The organism is Plantibacter sp. 2H11-2 (assembly GCF_050031945.1).
GTDB classification, from domain to species: domain Bacteria; phylum Actinomycetota; class Actinomycetes; order Actinomycetales; family Microbacteriaceae; genus Plantibacter; species Plantibacter auratus.
On the sequence record NZ_JBNBBL010000009.1, the window covers coordinates 87,518 to 102,347 of the forward strand.

At 71.0% G+C, this 14,830-nt stretch carries 17 protein-coding genes; 7 read left to right on the forward strand and 10 right to left on the reverse strand.

Annotation, left to right across the window (positions count from 1 at the left end; translation table 11 throughout):
• The first annotated feature begins 184 nt into the window (after positions 1–184).
• Positions 185–646 carry a hypothetical protein gene (locus ACQG07_RS16395; protein WP_274500133.1) on the forward strand — a complete coding sequence of 154 codons (462 nt, stop codon included), beginning with the start codon at positions 185–187 and terminating at the stop codon, positions 644–646.
• A gap of 85 nt (positions 647–731) precedes the next feature.
• Here ACQG07_RS16395 and ACQG07_RS16400 read toward each other — a convergent pair whose 3' ends face one another.
• From ACQG07_RS16400 to ACQG07_RS16420, 5 genes are all read right to left on the reverse strand, one after another.
• Positions 732–1,064: a helix-turn-helix domain-containing protein gene (locus tag ACQG07_RS16400; protein WP_426738838.1), complete on the reverse strand. Its 333-nt coding sequence runs from the start codon at positions 1,062–1,064 to the stop codon at positions 732–734.
• Positions 1,065–1,182: 118 nt separating this feature from the next.
• Positions 1,183–2,007, reverse strand: a complete 825-nt coding sequence (locus ACQG07_RS16405; protein WP_064294896.1) for an SDR family oxidoreductase — start codon at positions 2,005–2,007, stop codon at positions 1,183–1,185.
• Entirely contained in the window at positions 2,004–2,837 is an 834-nt protein-coding gene (locus ACQG07_RS16410) for an enoyl-CoA hydratase/isomerase family protein (RefSeq protein ID WP_426738839.1), read from the reverse strand. The genes ACQG07_RS16405 and ACQG07_RS16410 overlap by 4 nt, the downstream gene beginning before the upstream one ends.
• A 49-nt stretch (positions 2,838–2,886) precedes the next feature.
• Positions 2,887–3,666 carry an SDR family NAD(P)-dependent oxidoreductase gene (locus tag ACQG07_RS16415; protein ID WP_426738840.1) on the reverse strand — a complete coding sequence of 260 codons (780 nt, stop codon included), beginning with the start codon at positions 3,664–3,666 and terminating at the stop codon, positions 2,887–2,889.
• 33 nt (positions 3,667–3,699) lie between these two features.
• Positions 3,700–4,881: a thiolase family protein gene (locus tag ACQG07_RS16420; protein WP_426738841.1), complete on the reverse strand. Its 1,182-nt coding sequence runs from the start codon at positions 4,879–4,881 to the stop codon at positions 3,700–3,702.
• 150 nt (positions 4,882–5,031) lie between these two features.
• Between ACQG07_RS16420 and ACQG07_RS16425 the strand changes: the two genes are divergently transcribed.
• The 6 genes from ACQG07_RS16425 (at position 5,032) to ACQG07_RS16450 (ending at position 10,659) form a co-directional block, all read left to right on the forward strand.
• Complete coding sequence (locus tag ACQG07_RS16425) at positions 5,032–6,015, forward strand: rhodanese-related sulfurtransferase (RefSeq protein ID WP_426738842.1); 984 nt, start codon at positions 5,032–5,034, stop codon at positions 6,013–6,015.
• A gap of 12 nt (positions 6,016–6,027) precedes the next feature.
• On the forward strand, positions 6,028–6,501 hold the full coding sequence (locus ACQG07_RS16430; protein ID WP_426738843.1) for an SRPBCC family protein: 474 nt from the start codon (positions 6,028–6,030) through the stop codon (positions 6,499–6,501).
• A 144-nt stretch (positions 6,502–6,645) separates the two neighbouring features.
• Complete coding sequence (locus tag ACQG07_RS16435; protein WP_426738845.1) at positions 6,646–7,599, forward strand: L-lactate dehydrogenase; 954 nt, start codon at positions 6,646–6,648, stop codon at positions 7,597–7,599.
• A 214-nt stretch (positions 7,600–7,813) separates the two neighbouring features.
• The gene (locus ACQG07_RS16440; RefSeq protein ID WP_086475196.1) at positions 7,814–8,719 is read left to right on the forward strand and encodes an ATP-binding cassette domain-containing protein; all 906 of its coding nucleotides are present in this window, start codon (positions 7,814–7,816) and stop codon (positions 8,717–8,719) included.
• A complete protein-coding gene (locus tag ACQG07_RS16445; protein WP_426738846.1) occupies positions 8,716–9,540 on the forward strand; it encodes an ABC transporter permease in 825 nt (274 codons plus the stop codon). Before ACQG07_RS16440 ends, ACQG07_RS16445 begins: the two co-directional genes overlap by 4 nt.
• 102 nt (positions 9,541–9,642) lie before the next feature.
• Positions 9,643–10,659: an MDR family oxidoreductase gene (locus ACQG07_RS16450; protein WP_426738847.1), complete on the forward strand. Its 1,017-nt coding sequence runs from the start codon at positions 9,643–9,645 to the stop codon at positions 10,657–10,659.
• A 269-nt stretch (positions 10,660–10,928) separates the two neighbouring features.
• Here ACQG07_RS16450 and ACQG07_RS16455 read toward each other — a convergent pair whose 3' ends face one another.
• The 5 genes from ACQG07_RS16455 to hemB form a co-directional block, all read right to left on the reverse strand.
• A complete protein-coding gene (locus ACQG07_RS16455) occupies positions 10,929–11,219 on the reverse strand; it encodes a hypothetical protein (RefSeq protein WP_064294905.1) in 291 nt (96 codons plus the stop codon).
• Positions 11,220–11,330: 111 nt separating this feature from the next.
• The gene (locus ACQG07_RS16460; RefSeq protein ID WP_138945552.1) at positions 11,331–11,741 is read right to left on the reverse strand and encodes a DUF4190 domain-containing protein; all 411 of its coding nucleotides are present in this window, start codon (positions 11,739–11,741) and stop codon (positions 11,331–11,333) included.
• Positions 11,742–11,934: 193 nt separating this feature from the next.
• Complete coding sequence (locus tag ACQG07_RS16465) at positions 11,935–12,282, reverse strand: hypothetical protein (RefSeq protein ID WP_064294907.1); 348 nt, start codon at positions 12,280–12,282, stop codon at positions 11,935–11,937.
• 108 nt (positions 12,283–12,390) lie between these two features.
• Positions 12,391–13,806, reverse strand: a complete 1,416-nt coding sequence (gene hemL / locus ACQG07_RS16470) for a glutamate-1-semialdehyde 2,1-aminomutase (RefSeq protein WP_426738848.1) — start codon at positions 13,804–13,806, stop codon at positions 12,391–12,393.
• Entirely contained in the window at positions 13,803–14,810 is a 1,008-nt protein-coding gene (hemB, locus tag ACQG07_RS16475; RefSeq protein ID WP_426738849.1) for a porphobilinogen synthase, read from the reverse strand. The genes hemL and hemB overlap by 4 nt, the downstream gene beginning before the upstream one ends.
• Positions 14,811–14,830: the final 20 nt, after the last annotated feature.

Sequence of the window (14,830 nt, forward strand, 5' to 3'; positions counted from 1 at the left end):
GCAGGAGAACCGCCCGGGAACAGGACATTTCGTGTGGAACGGGCCTGCTGTCGCGCTGTTCTCCTGGCACCGTGGAATACCAGCTTCGTTCTCCGCATCCACCCAGCCCGCGTACACCGCGCATACGGCGGCCACGGACAGAGTGACACGCGTACCGACCCCTCACGAACCGAAGGAGACGACCGTGCCGATGCACACCCCTGGGGCACCGCAGACCCCGCACCTGTTCGGCGACGTGATCCGAGCCGAGGCGCTCCACTACACCGAACTGTTCGCGGAGAAGCCGTTCGTGCCGGCCCTGCTGCTCTACTGCTCGAACGGTGCGTACCGCATCCTGTCGCCGGGCGAGGACCACCCCGGCAGTTACGTCGCCGAAGGGCCGCTGTCCGCGGAGCGGGTGCGCGTGAACTTCATCTCGTGGCCGTCCGAGGACTGGAACCGGAACGTCGCCTTCCACGTCCTCGACTTCGACCGGACGACCGGAGAGTTCACCCAGCGACTGCGGCTCCCGGGCGATCCCGAGCCGAAGCACCAGGCCGGCCGCCACACCGAGGTCACCGACCTCGGTGCCTGGGACGCGGACACGACGTGGGAGACGGCCGAGCCGCTCCTCCACGAGACCTTCGAGGCACTCGCCCGCGGCTGACGGAGCGAGCGGTGGGCCGAGCGAGCGGCTGGCCGACACCGGACGGGACGAACCAGCGCGTCCGGACGATCGCCGACGGTCGGGGTCAGGCGGCGAGCAGCTGCGGGTCGGCAGCGGGGCGCAGCGGGGTGATCGTCGCGTCGGCGAGCGCGTCTTCGCCGAGGGGCAGCTCGACGAAGATCGGAGCCGCCGCGGTCTCGAAGCGGTCGGCGATGTCGAACATGAGCGCGTCGAGGCGGGTGCGGAGGGCGTCGGCGATGGTCACGACCACCTCGGAGGAGGCGTCCTTCCGGCCGCGTTCGATCTCCGACAGGTAGGGCGTCGAGACGGCTGCGGCGGTCGCGACGTCCTGCAGGGTGCGCCCCTGTTCGAGTCGACGCGTGCGCAGGGCCGCGCCGAGGGCTTCGCGGTACAGCATGGCGACTCCTTCCGGCTGCGGGCGCGGGCTCCGTGACCGCGTGCTCTCACTGTAGGCGCGGCTCGGCCAGGCTCGGGGAGCCCGCGTTCTGCCGTCAGCGGACAGGGCGAGCCGTCCGCTACAGGAAGATGTCGGGGTAGAGCTCCGACTCGTCGACGCCCGGTGAGTACTTCGCGAGGTCCGTGACCCCGGCCTCCGCGAGGACGTCCTCCACGATGAGCGACCGACCCGTGAGCTCACGCGCCGACGCCGTCAGGACCTCGTAGGCCGCGTCGGCGTAGATCTCCGGGGTGCGACTCTTCGCCAGGAGCGCCTCGCCGCCGAGGATGTTGCCGACCGCCGCCGTCTTGATCGTCGTCTTCGGCCAGAGCGTGTTCGCGGCGATGCCGTCGCGTCCGAACTCGGCCGCGAGACCGAGCGTCACCATCGACATCCCGTACTTCGCGAGCGTGTAGCCGGTGTGTGCGCCGAGCCACTTCGGGTCGAGGTTGAGCGGTGGTGACAGCGACAGGATGTGCGGGTTCTCCGCGTCCTTCAGCATGGGGATGGCCGCCCGCGACAGCATGAACGTGCCACGCACGTTCACGTCCTGCATGAGGTCGTACCGCTTCGCATCGAGGTCGAGGGTCCGCGCAAGGCTGATGACGCTCGCGTTGTTGACGACGATGTCGATGCCGCCGAACTCACCGGCCGTCTCGAACACGGCCCGGGTGATGTCGTCGTCGTTCCGGACGTCGCCGAGGATCGGGAGCGCCTGCCCACCGGCCTCGCGGATCGCGTCCGCTGCGGTGTGGATCGTCCCCTCGAGGCGGGGATCGGGGGTGTCGGTCTTGGCGAGGATCGCGACGTTCGCACCGTCGCGGGCGGCACGCAGGGCGATCGCGAGGCCGATGCCGCGGCTGCCGCCCGACATGAGGATGGTCTTGCCGGCGAGGGTGGTCATGCGGTGGGCTCCTTCGGGGTGGTGGTGGTCGACGCGGCGGCGCGCTTCGCCGACGCGGCGGCGAACGCCGCGACGCGCGCGACCGACTCGGGTGTCTCGATCGCCGCGCCGATCGTCCGGGCTTCGTCGTCGAGGGCGTCCTGGTAGCCGCGGCCGACGCTCTCGCGCAGCAGCCGCCGCGCCTGACCGAACGCGGCCGTGGCTCCGGCCAACCAGAACGCGGCCACCTCGCGTGCACGGGCGTCGAGCTGCTCGGCGGGGACCACCTCGGTCACGAGCCCCCAGTCGAGCGCCTCCTCGGCGCTCAGCATCCGCGGGCCGAGCGTGAGCTCGAGCGCCCGACGCATCCCGACCGCCTCGGGCAGCAGGGTGCTCACGCCGCAGTCCGGAGTGAGGCCGATGTCGGCGTACTTGCTGACGAACTTCGCCCGGTCGGAGGCGATGATCACGTCGGCGACGAGCATGAACCCCAGTCCGCCGCCCGCGACAGCCCCCTGGACGGCGGCGACGATCGGCTTCGCGACCGACTGCAGGGTCCGGTGGCCCTCGTGGATGATGTCGGCGAGTTCGGTGACGAAGGCGCCCGTCGATCCTGCGCTGCCGTCACCCATCCGCGACATCGCGAGGACGTCGCCGCCCGCGCAGAACGCCGGTCCGTTGGCGTCGAACAGGACCGCCCGGACGTCGTCGCGCTCCGCGATCTCAAGGGCGAGGTCGCGCCACCGTCTGGCCGCACGGTCGTCGATCGCGTTGAGGCTCGCGGGCCGGTTGAGCGTGAGGTGCGCGAGGCCGTCGCTCACCTCGAAGAGGATGGTGTCGTCGCTGGTCACGGAGTGGCTCCCTGGTCGGTGGATGGGTTCGTCGGCATCGGAGAGCCGGTCATTTCGGCGCCATCCGGATCGCGCCGTCGAGGCGGATCGTCTCACCGTTGAGGTAGCCGTTCTCGACGATGTGCAGCGCGAGTGCGGCGTACTCGTCGGGGCGGCCGAGGCGGGCCGGGTACGGCACCTGGTGCCCGAGCGACTCCTGCGCCGCCTCGGGCAGTCCGGCGAGCATGGGCGTCTCCATGATGCCGGGTGCGATCGTCACGACCCGGATCCCGAAGCGCGCCAGCTCGCGGGCGATCGGCAGCGTCATCGAGTGCACCGCACCCTTGGACGCGGCGTAGGCGGGCTGGCCGACCTGTCCGTCGAAGGCGGCGACGGATGCGGTGTTGATGATGACGCCGCGGTCTCCGGCGCCGTCGACGGGATCACCGTCCGGATCGTTGTGCTGCATCGCGTCGGCCGTGAGCCGGATGACGTTGAAGGTGCCGAGGACGTTGACGCGGAGGACTCGCTCGAACGCGCCGAGGTCCGCCGGACCGTCGCGGCCGAGCACCTTCGCCGGTGGTGCGATGCCGGCGCAGTTCACGACGACCCGCAGCGGGCCACGCGACACCGCCGCTGCGACCGCCGCCTGCACCTGCTCACCGTCGGTGACGTCGGCGGGCACGAAGGTCGCGAACCCGCCGAGCTCCTCGGCCCGCTCCGCCCCGGGTGAACCGGGGAGGTCGACGAGCACGACGCGCGCACCGGCACCGGCCAGCCGCGTCGCGGTCGCGAATCCGAGTCCCGAGGCGCCGCCGGTGACGATCGCCGAACTGCCGGTCACATCCATGTGCTGGTTCCCTTCACGTGGTGGGCGCGCCCATCAGAGGCGCTCGATGATCGTCGCGTTGGCCATACCGCCGCCCTCGCACATCGTCTGCAGCCCGTAGCGGCCGCCGGTCGCCTCGAGCTGGCCGAGGAGGGTGGCGAGGAGCTTCGTCCCGGAGGCGCCGAGCGGGTGCCCGAGGGCGATCGCCCCACCCCGCGGATTGAGCCGGTCGTCGCCCACCCCGAATTCGCGTTGCCACGCGAGCGGGACGGACGCGAACGCCTCGTTGACCTCGAACGCGTCGATGTCGTCGATACCGAGCCCGCTGCGCTCCAGGATGCGGCGGGTGGCGGGGAGGATGCCGGTGAGCATCTCGATCGGGTCGCTCCCGACCGCGGCGAAGGAGACGAAGCGCGCACGCGGCGTCAGCCCCAGCTCGAGCGCCCGGACCTCGCTCATGATGAGCGCGGCGGAGGCGCCGTCGGTGAGCGGTGAGGCGTTCCCCGGGGTGATCCGCCAGGCGATCTCGGGGAAGCGCGCCGCGAGCCGCTCGTCGCGGAAGACGGCGGGGAGTCCGGCGAGCGCCTCGGGGGTCGTCCCGGCACGGACCGTCTCGTCGGTCGTGACGACGGAACCGTCGGGGAGGGTGACGGCGACGACCTCGCCGTCGAACCCGCCGGACGCCCAGGTCGCGGCGGCGCGCTCGTGGGAGCGGGCGGCGAAGGCGTCGAGCTCCTCGCGGCTGAGGTTCCAGCGGGCGGCGATGAGTTCGGCGGAGACACCCTGGCCGACGAGGCCATCGGGGAAGCGGGCTCGGAGGGCGGAGCCGAAGGGGTCTGCCCCCTGCACGTTGGAGCCCATCGGCGCCCGACTCATCGATTCGACACCGCAGGCGATGACGACGTCGTTGCCGGCCGACATGACGCTCTGCGCGGCGAAGGTGGTGGCCTGCTGGCTGGAGCCGCACTGCCGGTCGATGGTGGTGCCGGGCGTCTCCTGCGGGAGGCCTGCGGCGAGCGCCGCGTTCCGCGCGATGTTCTGCCCCTGCTCGCCGGACTGGGTGACGCAGCCGGCGTAGACGTCCTCGACGACCGCGGGATCGATGCCGGTCCGCTCCACGAGCGCACGGATCGTGCCGGCGAGGAGGTCCGTCGGGTGCACGGCGTTCAGCGCACCGCCCGGTTTGCCCCGGCCGGACGGCGTCCGGATCGCGTCGACGATCACTGCAGTGCGCATAGCCATCTCCTTCGAGGTCTGCGTCCACCCTAGGCCTGGCGCCTGCGCCGACGGCGGCGGTTGTGGCCCTTCGACAAGCGAGGGGCCGGAACGTCCGTGTCCGCTGGACCGGCCCGACGATCCGCGGTCGGCGCCACGTACGATTGAGCGGTGGCCGACCCGAAGATCATCCTGTACTACGCGTTCGCTCCCCTGGCGGACCCGGAGGCGATCCGGCTGTGGCAGCGCGACCTCTGCGAGTCACTCGGTCTCCGTGGTCGCATCCTCATCTCGAAGGACGGCATCAACGGCACCGTCGGCGGCGAGCTCGACGCCTGCAAGCTCTACGTCCGGAAGACGAAGGAGCACCCCGCGTTCCATGACCTCGACGTGAAGTGGAGCGACGGCTCGGGCTTCGACGAGGACGACCGCGTGCGCACGGCCAGGCACCGTCCCGCGCCCTGGCGTCGGAGCAGCGACTTCCCGAAGCTCAGCGTGAAGGTGCGCGAGGAGATCGTGTCCTTCGGCGCCCCCGGTGAGCTCGTGGTGGACGAGCACGGCGTCACCGGCGGCGGGGTGCACCTGCAGCCGACGGAACTGCACGAGCTCGTCGCGGAGCGCGGCGACGACGTCGTGTTCTTCGACGGCCGGAACGCCTTCGAGGCCGAGATCGGGCGGTTCGCCGGTGCGGTCGTGCCCGACGTCGCGACCACCCGGGACTTCGTCGCCGAACTCGACAGCGGGAAGTACGACCACCTCAAGGACAAGCCGGTCGTCACCTACTGCACGGGCGGCATCCGCTGCGAGGTGCTCTCGGGACTCATGCGCTCTCGCGGCTTCGGCGAGGTGTACCAGCTCGACGGCGGCATCGTCCGGTACGGCGAGCAGTTCGGCGACGACGGCCTGTGGGAGGGATCCCTGTACGTGTTCGACAAGCGGGGCTCGCTCGAGTTCAGCGATCACGCGGCCGTCATCGGGCACTGTGTCGTCTGCGACACGTCGACGAAGCACCTGCAGAACTGCGCGGACCCCTCCTGTAAGACGCAGTTGGTCGTGTGCGAGGCGCACGCGGACGGGCCCGACGGCGGCCCGCGATGCGCCGTGCACACCGGCGCCGACGTCTCCACCGATGCTCGCACCGGCCGGCCCGCCTGATCCGCCACCGTCATGACCGCCCACTTCCGCCTCCGCACCGAGCTCGCCGGGACGATGCAGCAGGCCTTCGACCTCTCGCGGTCGATCGACGCCCACCTCGGCTCGATGGCGGACACCGGTGAACGGGCGGTCGGCGGCGTGACCTCCGGGCTGATCGGCCTCGGTGAGACCGTCACCTGGCGGGCGAGGCACTTCGGTGTGCCGTGGACGATGACGAGTCGGATCACCGCGTTCGAGGAACCCCACCGGTTCACCGATGAACAGCTGTCCGGTCCGTTCCGGACGTTCCGCCACGTCCACCTCTTCGAACCGCTCGAGCGCCCGATGGGGACGGCGCGGACCATCATGCTCGACGACGTCACGTTCTCGGCGCCGTTCGGTCCGCTCGGCGTCGTGGCCGAACACGTCGCGCTCACCCGGCACCTGCGACGGCTCATCGAGTCGCGGAACCGGTGGTTGGCTGAGGCACTTCGACAAGCTCAGTGACCGATAGGTGCGGCTCAGTGACCGGAGGGTGCGGCGGTCCGGTCACTGAGCCTGTCGAAGGGCGAATACCTCGACATCGAGACAACCCGACACCTGTCGTGCCGCGCCCTGACCGCGCACATCCGCCCCTGCCAAGATGGAGCCATGGGTGCTCGCACGAAGTCGAAACTGGCCATCATCGGGGCGGGGAGCGTCGGTTCGTCCCTCGCCTACGCCTCGCTCATCCGCGGCAGCGCCCGGCGGGTGGCGCTCTACGACATCGACGGCAAGCGGGCCTCGGCCGAGGTCCTCGACCTCGCCCATGGGACGCAGTTCACCGGGTCGAGCAGCATCACGGGCGGTGACGACATCTCGGTCGTCGCCGATGCGGACGTCGTCGTGATCACGGCCGGCGCGAAGCAGGAACCCGGCCAGACCCGACTCGACCTCGCTGGCACGAACATCCGTATCCTCGAGCGGCTGCTCCCGAAACTCGTCGAGCACGCACCGGACGCCGTCTACATGCTCGTCACGAACCCGTGCGACGTCCTCACCGTCGCCGCCCAGCAGATCACGGGGCTGCCGCGCGAACGCGTCTTCTCCTCCGGCACCGTCCTCGACACCTCCAGGCTGCGCTGGTTGCTCGCTGAGCGCGCGGGTGTCGCGACCTCGGCGGTGCACGCACTCATCGTCGGCGAGCACGGCGACAGCGAACTGCCGCTGTGGTCGCAGGCGACCATCGGTCCCGTCCCGATCCTCGACTGGGAGCTGCCCGACGGCTCGCGCTTCACGGAGCAGCAGCTCGACGAGATCGCGACCGACGTCCGGACGGCCGCCTATCGCGTCATCGAGGGCAAGGGCGCGACGAACTACGCCATCGGGCTGTCGGGTGCTCGCATCGTCGAGGCCATCCTCGGCGACGAGCACGCGATCCTGCCGGTGAGCACCGTGCTCGGCGGGTACCACGGCGTCAGCGGGGTCGCCCTGTCGGTGCCGAGCATCGTCGACCGTTCGGGCGTGCGCTCGGTGGTCGAGGTCGCGATGTCGCCCCGCGAGGAACAGCAGTTCGCCGACTCGGCCGCTGCCGTCCGGGCGTCGCTCGACTCGCTCGGGCTGTAGCAGCCGACCTCCTCCTCGACTCCGCCGTCCCTGTCTCACGAGAGGTGCGGCGCGCCGCCCCGATGCGCGCCGGCCACGCCGGGCATCTCCTGAGACGCGGCCACCGGCGCCTTCACCGGGATCTCCCCCGAGCGGCCGATGCGCAACCGGTGTCGGCCCCGATAGCGTTGCAGGACGAGGCGCGGATCCGGCCGCGCCCCTGGGGAGGCACCGGATGACCGCTGGCGTGACGATCGAGTTCGATGGACTCTCGAAATCCTTCGGGGCGGTGCAGGCGGTCGACGACTTGACGTTCCACGTGGAACCGGGCAAGGTCACCGGCTTCCTCGGCCCGAACGGCGCCGGGAAGACGACGACCCTGCGCATGCTGCTCGGCCTCGTGCAACCGACGTCGGGGAGGGCGACCTTCGGCGGTGTCCCCTACGCCAAGCTGCCGGTCCCGGCAGCGACCGTCGGAGCGGCTCTCGAGGCGGCGAGCTTCGTCCCCGGCCGCACCGCCCGGAACCATCTGCGCGTGCACGCCTCGGCAGCGCGTCTGCCGGCGAGCCGGGTGGACGTCGTGCTCGCGCAGGTCGGCCTGCTCGAGGTCGCAGACCGACGCGTCGCCGGGTACTCGCTCGGCATGCGACAACGGCTCGGCCTCGCGACCGCGCTCCTCGGCGACCCCGGTGTGCTCGTCCTCGACGAACCGATCAACGGGCTCGACCCCGAGGGGATCAAGTGGATCCGCGGCTTCCTCACCGCACTCGCGGCCGAGGGTCGGACCGTCCTCATCAGCTCGCACCTGCTCAGCGAGGTGCAGCAGTCCGTCGACGAGGTCGTGATCATCGCGAAGGGACGGCTTGCGCACGTGGGCACGCTCGCGAGCCTCGACGCCGCCGACACCCTGCGCGTCGTCGTGAACTCCCCGGAGCACGAGCGGCTCGCCACGGCGCTGACCGCCGCGGGGTACACCTTCGACCAGGCCCGCGCGGGGCTCGTCGTGCACGATGTGGAGGCGATCGACATCGGCCGGGTCGCGCTCGCCGCCGGCATTCCGCTCAGTGCGTTGTCGCGGCATCGATCAGGGCTCGAGGATTCGTTCCTCGCGCTCGTCAGCGGTGGGGAGGACCACGCATGACCTCACTACTGGCAGCCATCCGCTCCGAGTTCCTCAAGGTGTTCACCACCCGCGTGTGGTGGGGCCTCGCGCTCATCCTGTTCGTGTACGTCGGGTTCGCCGCGGCCGGGGCGGCGCTCCTCTTCGCCAACATCCCGGGCGCGGCCGAGTCCAGCGGGGCCGGGGCGCAAGCGACGAGCGGGATACTCACCCAACCCGGTCTCATCTACGGCTTCGCGACGAGCATCGGGTACGTCTTCCCCGTGCTGCTCGGTGCGCTCGCCACGACCGGCGAGTTCCGGCATCAGAGCCTGACGCCGACGTTCCTCGCGAACCCGAACCGCGGCCACGTCCTCGTCGGCAAGGTCCTCGCACTGACCGGGGTCGGCGCGCTGTACGGCGTGATCGCGCTGGTCGCGTCCGTCGGTCTCGGCGGCGGCGCCCTGGCCATCAGCGGCATCGATCCGATGCTGACCGACCCCGACACCTGGGCACTCATCGGCCGTGCGGTGCTGGCGATGGCCCTGTGGGGTGCGATCGGCGTCGGTCTCGGGGCGGTGCTGCCGAGCCAGGTGGGCGCGATCATCGTCGTGCTGGCCTTCACGCAGTTCGTCGAGCCGCTGCTGCGCCTGGCCTCCTCATTCTCCGAGGTCACCGCGTCCATCGGCCGGTTCCTGCCGGGTGCTGCGACGGACGCCCTCGTCGGACCGAGCTTCTACTCGATGATGTCCGCTCAGCAGGACGCGCTGACCTGGTGGCAGGGCGGACTCGTCCTCCTCGGCATCGGGGTCGTCGTCGCGCTCATCGGCTACGCCACGACCTGGCGCCGCGACGTCACCTAGGCACGGCGGGCGCGACGGCTCAAGCCAGCCAGCCTCTCGCCGGCGAGGCGTAGGCTCGACGGACAGCCACCGACCGGTCACCGCACCGGAGACAGGAGCACCATGGGCCGCGCATACCTCGTCGAGCAGGTCGAGCACGAGGGTGGCAAACCCACCCGGACGGTCGACCTCCGCGACCTCCCCGACGCCTCGCTGCCCGACGCCGCCGTCACCGTCGACGTCGAGTACTCGAGCATCAACTACAAGGACGCCCTCGTCCTCACCGGGAAGCCGGGCGTGGTGCGGTCGTTCCCGATGGTCGCGGGCATCGACCTCGTGGGCGTCGTCGCGGCGTCGAGTGATCCCGCGTGGAGCGCCGGCGACCGCGTGGCCCTGTTCGGCGACGGCCTGAGCGAGACCCGGTACGGCGGGCTGTCCGAACGTGCGAAGGTGCGGTCCGACGCGCTCGTCCGCGTCCCCGACCACGTCTCGAGCGCACAGGCCGCCGCGATCGGCACCGCCGGGTACACCGCGGCCCTCGCCGTGCTCGCGCTCGAGCACGGCAGCACGACGTCCGGTGCCGTCCGCGTCGGCGGGCTCCCCGTGCTCGTCACGGGAGCGGGTGGTGGCGTCGGGAGCATCGCGATCGCGCTGCTGGCCGCCGCCGGCTTCGAGGTCACCGCCTCGACCGGGCGGGTCGACGAGCTGGGTGACGCCCTGCGGCGGCTCGGAGCGACGTCGATCGTCGACCGTGCCGAGTTCGCCGAGGCCGGCCGGCCACTCGGCAGCCAGCGCTGGGCGGGAGCCGTCGACTCCGTCGGCGGTCAGACGCTCGCGACGGTCCTGTCGCAGGTCGAGTACGGCGGGACGGTCGCCGCCTGTGGGCTCGCCGGCGGGTCCGACCTCCCGACGTCGGTCATGCCGTTCATCCTCCGCGGGATCACGCTCGCGGGCGTGAACTCCGTCGAGGCACCGCTCCCCCTGCGGCAGGCCGCCTGGGAGCGCGTGACCACCGCGCTCGACCTCGACGTGCTCGACACCCTGACCGAGACGGTCTCCCTCACCGAGGCGACGGATGCGGCGGAGCGGGTCCTCGCAGGCTCCGTCCACGGCCGGATCGTCGTCGACGTCCGCGCCTGATCGGGCCCAAGGAACAGGCCCAGCCGTCCCCAACTCAGGAGAATCGCGGCGCGGCGCACTCCCACCCGAGCGACACACCGGCCGACTCCTGAGACAGGGACACTACCGAACCGGCACGACCGAACTCAGGAGAGTTGCGGCGCGGCGCACGCCCACCCGGGCGACACACCCGCCGACTCCTGAGACAGGGACACCGCCCAGCGCTCCAGGAACGCGACAGCGGCCGGTGCCCGAAGGCGACCGGCCGCTGCCGACGGGACTGCTGAGACTCAGTAGCCGGCGGTCGACATGACCGAGCCGAGCGCGACGGCGTAGAAGATGCCGCCGATGATGCCGAGCACGACGAGGATGATGCCGATGATGACACCGATCTTCGCGAGCTGGTTCGGGTAGCCGGCGTCCTTCGACTGCTTCTGCGCGACGAGGCTGATGATCAGGCCGACGAGCGGCACGACGATCGCGAGGATGAGGCCGACGAGGCCGAGCGTCTTGCCCGGGTAGTCGGCGGGCAGGGCGCCGCCCGGCTGCTGCGGGGCGTTGTACTGAGGTGCGTTGGTCATGATGGTTCCTCTCGAGGATGGTAGATGCGCCACGGGCGCGAGCCAACAGTAGTGGGTTAGATACCCGACAGGCGATGGGGACAACTCCCCAATCGCCCAGATGTCACCGGGCTACGGGCAGGTGATGGTGGTCGTGCCGTCGGTGTGGACACCGCTCCCGAGGGAGGCGCACGCCTCGTTGAACGCCGCAGCACCGATCGCGATACCCGCGATGGTCGCGATGATCGCGATGACGATGAAGACGATCGACAGGATGAGGCCGACCTTCGCCAGCGTGTTCTTGACACCCGCGTTCTTCGACTGCACCAGGGCGACGATGCTGAGGATGAGGCCGATCGGCGGGGCGAGGAACGCGAGGATCAGGCCGACGATGCCGAGCGTCTTGCCGGCGGTCGCGTCGCCGGAGGGAGCTGCGCCGCCGGAGTACGCGGGAGCCGCGCCGTACTGGTCCTTCGGGGGCTGCGGCGCCTGGGGAGCCTGCGGCGGCTGGCCGGGGTATTCACCGGGAGGAGGAGTCGACATGGCTGTGGTCCTTTCGAACAGGCGGATCTACGGAGGTTCGAGCGGGCCCAGAATACCGGTCAGACGTCGTTTTGTGCCCTGTTCGAGGCAAATGATTGCGCACGGCCCTGATCAGCGCCAGGATGCGCGGCGCACCGCGTCCTCGACGACGATCCGGATCCGGCGGGGACCGCCGTGCGTCCGGCAGCTCGTCCTAGTGCAGGTCGAGGGCGGCGATGAGCTCGGCGCTGCGACGGGTCGTGATGATAAGCCGCGAGTACTCCGCGTCTTCGAGATCGATGACGACCGACGGTTTGGTGCCCTTGATCACCAGGAAGTCCATACCACCGTGGAACTTCCACTGGCCGATGGCGAGCGTCAACGGGATCGCGGTGCCCGGCGCACGGATGCCCCGGACCCAGATCCACGGGTCGTCGGTGATGGTGGCGGAACGGATGCTCGACCGTGGCACGACGACGTTGCTCCGACGCAGCGAGAGCGCCTTGTCGTACGCGGACAGCTCGATCTCCAGTCGGTCGGGGTGCAGACGCAAGGAGGCCATGCCTCTAGTCTGCCAACCCCCACCGACGTTCGCGTTGCCGGAAGTTCACAAAGCGGTAACGCATGGTCTGTGCAGCGTCCGACGTCGCCTGCGGAGCGACCGTCCGACTCAGCGGATGGCCGCCGCAGCCGCACGGGCCGCTGCGGGCAGGGCGTCGACGATACGCCCGATCGCCTCGTCGTCGTGCGCCGCGGAGACGAACCAGGCCTCGTACACGCTCGGCGGGAGCGACACCCCCGCGTCGAGCATGCGGTGGAAGAAGGCCGGGTAGCGGAAGGCGTCCTGCCGCAGGACCGCGGCGTAGTCGGTCGGTGCGGTCTCGCTGAAGGCGAAGGAGAACAGGTTCCCGGCGCGTTGCACGGTGTGCGCGACCCCGGCCTCCGTGAGCGCGTTCGAGGTCGCCTCGGACACGATCGCGGCCGCCGCGTCGACCCGACGGTAGACGTCCTGGTCGGCGAGGCGCAGCGTCTCGATGCCGGCGGCGAGGGCCACCGGGTTCCCCGAGAGCGTCCCGGCCTGGTAGACCGGGCCGGTCGGTGCGAGCAGGTCCATGAGCTCGGCGCGCCCACCCAGCGCAGCGAGGGGCATGCCGCCGCCGATGACCTTGCCGAAGGTGAAGAGGTCGGGCTGGTACACGCCGACGGGGATGCTGATGGCACCGGTCGAGTTCGCGACGGCGTGGTTGCCGGCCTCCCAGGCCTCGGCACCCGGGACGGGCTCCGTGCCGGGCGCGACGGCGGCGAGTCCGCGGTTGTCGAGCCCCCACCAACCGGCGGAGGAGACGCGGAACCCGGTGAGCACCTCGTCGATGATGACCAGCGCGCCGTACTCGTGCGCGAGCTTCACGACGCTCGCGTTGAACCCGGGAGCCGGCGGGACGACACCCATGTTGGCGGAGGCCGCCTCCATGATGATCGCGGCGATGTCCTGGCCACGCTCGGCGAAGACCTCGCGGAGTGCCGACCGGTCGTTGTACGGGACGACGATCGTCTGGGCGGCCGTCTCGGGAGTGACCCCGGCGGACCCCGGCAGGGCGAGGGTCGCGACGCCCGACCCCGCTTCGGCGAGCAGGCCGTCGGAGTGGCCGTGGTAGTGCCCGGCGAACTTCACGATGAGGCTGCGACCGGTGGCACCGCGCGCGAGGCGGATGGCCGTCATGGTCGCCTCGGTGCCGGTGGAGACCATGCGCAGCTTCTCGATCGGCGCGACGCCGGACGCCTGGACGCGCTCCTTGACGAGCTCCGCGAGCTCGGTCTCGGCCGGGGTGGACGCGCCGAAGGAGAGGCCACGGGCCGCAGCGGCCTGCACGGCCTCGACGACCTGCGGGTGCGCGTGTCCGAGGAGCGCGGGGCCCCACGCGCTCACGAGGTCGACGTACTGCACGCCCTCGGAGTCGGTGATGTAGGGGCCGGTCGCGGACACCATGAACCGCGGCGTGCCGCCGACGGAGCGGAAGGCACGGACGGGCGAGTTCACCCCACCGGGGATCGACCGCTGGGCTCTGGCGAATGCTGCGTCGTTCATCGGGTTCCTCCTGCACGCAGACCGCGCGCCTCATCCAACCAACCGGCGAGTTCGACGGCCCAGTAGCTCAGGACGGCCTCGGCTCCGGCGCGCTTGATGGACAGCACCGACTCCTCGATCGCGCGTCGGCGGTCGATCCAGCCCTGCCGGGCGGCGGCCTCGATCATCGCGTACTCGCCGGACACCTGGTACGCCCAGACCGGGATCGACACCGTGTCCGTCACGTCGGCCAGGACGTCGAGGAAGCTCCCTGCGGGCTTCACCATGACGATGTCGGCGCCCTCTGCCTCGTCGATGAGCGCCTCGCGCAGACCCTCACGACGGTTGGCGGGGTCGAGCTGGTAGGTGCGGCGATCGCCCTGCAGCTGCGAGTCGACGGCCTCGCGGAAGGGGCCATAGAGCGCGGATGCGAACTTCGCCGAGTAGGCGAGGATGATCGTGTCGTCGAACCCGGCGGCGTCGAGCGTCTCGCGGACGGCGGCGACCTGGCCGTCCATCATGCCCGAGAGGCCGAGGAGGGCCGAGCCGGACTCGGCCTGGGCCAGCGCCATGTCGCGGTAGCGGTCGAGCGTGCGGTCGTTGTCGACGCGCCCGCGGTCGTCGAGGACACCGCAGTGTCCGTGATCGGTGAACTCGTCGAGGCAGAGGTCGGTCTGCACGACCAGGGCGTCGCCCACCTCGGCGACGAGCGCGCGGGTCGCGACGTTGAGGATGCCGTCGGGGTCGGTCGCGCCGGAACCCACGGCGTCGCGCTCGGCCGGGACACCGAAGAGCATGACCCCACCGACGCCGGCCGCGGCAGCCTCAGCCGCGGCCCGCTTGGCGCTGTCGACGGTGTGCTGTCGGACACCCGGCATCGAGGAGATCTCGACCGGCTCGGAGACGCCCTCCCGCACGAACATGGGGAGCACCAGCTCCGCCGGGTCGAGTCGCGTCTCGCTGACGAGGCGACGGATGGCCGGCTGCTGCCGGAGACGACGGGGACGGGTCTCGGGAATGCTCACCCGTCCAGCCTACGCGCCGC

Bases quoted from the DNA above. Each gene is read 5' to 3' on its own strand.
- ACQG07_RS16455 (WP_064294905.1), bottom strand. From the start codon at position 11,219: ATGACCAACGCACCTCAGTACAACGCCCCGCAGCAGCCGGGCGGCGCC.
- ACQG07_RS16415 (WP_426738840.1), bottom strand. From the start codon at position 3,666: ATGGATGTGACCGGCAGTTCGGCGATCGTCACCGGCGGCGCCTCGGGA.
- ACQG07_RS16465 (WP_064294907.1), bottom strand. From the start codon at position 12,282: ATGGCCTCCTTGCGTCTGCACCCCGACCGACTGGAGATCGAGCTGTCC.
- ACQG07_RS16430 (WP_426738843.1), top strand. From the start codon at position 6,028: ATGACCGCCCACTTCCGCCTCCGCACCGAGCTCGCCGGGACGATGCAG.
- ACQG07_RS16420 (WP_426738841.1), bottom strand. From the start codon at position 4,881: ATGCGCACTGCAGTGATCGTCGACGCGATCCGGACGCCGTCCGGCCGG.
- ACQG07_RS16450 (WP_426738847.1), top strand. From the start codon at position 9,643: ATGGGCCGCGCATACCTCGTCGAGCAGGTCGAGCACGAGGGTGGCAAA.
- ACQG07_RS16435 (WP_426738845.1), top strand. From the start codon at position 6,646: ATGGGTGCTCGCACGAAGTCGAAACTGGCCATCATCGGGGCGGGGAGC.
- ACQG07_RS16445 (WP_426738846.1), top strand. From the start codon at position 8,716: ATGACCTCACTACTGGCAGCCATCCGCTCCGAGTTCCTCAAGGTGTTC.
- ACQG07_RS16400 (WP_426738838.1), bottom strand. From the start codon at position 1,064: ATGCTGTACCGCGAAGCCCTCGGCGCGGCCCTGCGCACGCGTCGACTC.
- ACQG07_RS16460 (WP_138945552.1), bottom strand. From the start codon at position 11,741: ATGTCGACTCCTCCTCCCGGTGAATACCCCGGCCAGCCGCCGCAGGCT.
- ACQG07_RS16405 (WP_064294896.1), bottom strand. From the start codon at position 2,007: ATGACCACCCTCGCCGGCAAGACCATCCTCATGTCGGGCGGCAGCCGC.
- hemL (WP_426738848.1), bottom strand. From the start codon at position 13,806: ATGAACGACGCAGCATTCGCCAGAGCCCAGCGGTCGATCCCCGGTGGG.
- ACQG07_RS16440 (WP_086475196.1), top strand. From the start codon at position 7,814: ATGACCGCTGGCGTGACGATCGAGTTCGATGGACTCTCGAAATCCTTC.